Here is a 446-nt window from a genome sequence, read left to right on the forward strand (position 1 = left end):
CGTCTCCAGCCCCGGCGACCTGACCGGCATCGGCATCCACCTGACGGAGTCGCTCCGACAGCACTACGAGGCGAGTCGGGCGGCCCGCGTCGGCCTCCACGTCCTCTCGACGCTCGTGATGTACGTCGACCTCAAGCGGCTGTTTCAGTTCCTTCACGTCATCACGGGTCGCATCTCGGCGGCGGGCTTTTCGGGCGTCTTCACGCTCGACACCGGCTTCGTCGACGAGCGCGAACTCGCGCTCCTCAAACAGCCGTTCGACGGCTTCGTCGAGACGCGCGACACCGACGGCGACCCCGAGTTCCGGGTCCGCGGCCTCGACGACGGCCCGCGGTCGTGGACGCCGCTTCGAATCTGAGCGGGTTCCGGAGGCGGCCGGCGAGCCTTCTCACGACAGGTGCGTCACCGCGAGGTCGACCAGCGGCGAGTTCGCCCGGGCGCACGTC

The 446-nt window shown here is 69.5% G+C and carries 1 pseudogene; it reads left to right on the forward strand.

Annotated features, from left to right (window positions below):
* A pseudogene (locus DVK01_RS21415) lies at positions 1-358 on the forward strand (DUF835 domain-containing protein); the annotation flags it as partial.
* Between the last annotated feature and the right edge of the window lie 88 nt (positions 359-446).

It is taken from the genome of Haloarcula sp. Atlit-120R (assembly GCF_003665885.1).
Lineage (GTDB): Archaea > Halobacteriota > Halobacteria > Halobacteriales > Haloarculaceae > Haloarcula > Haloarcula taiwanensis.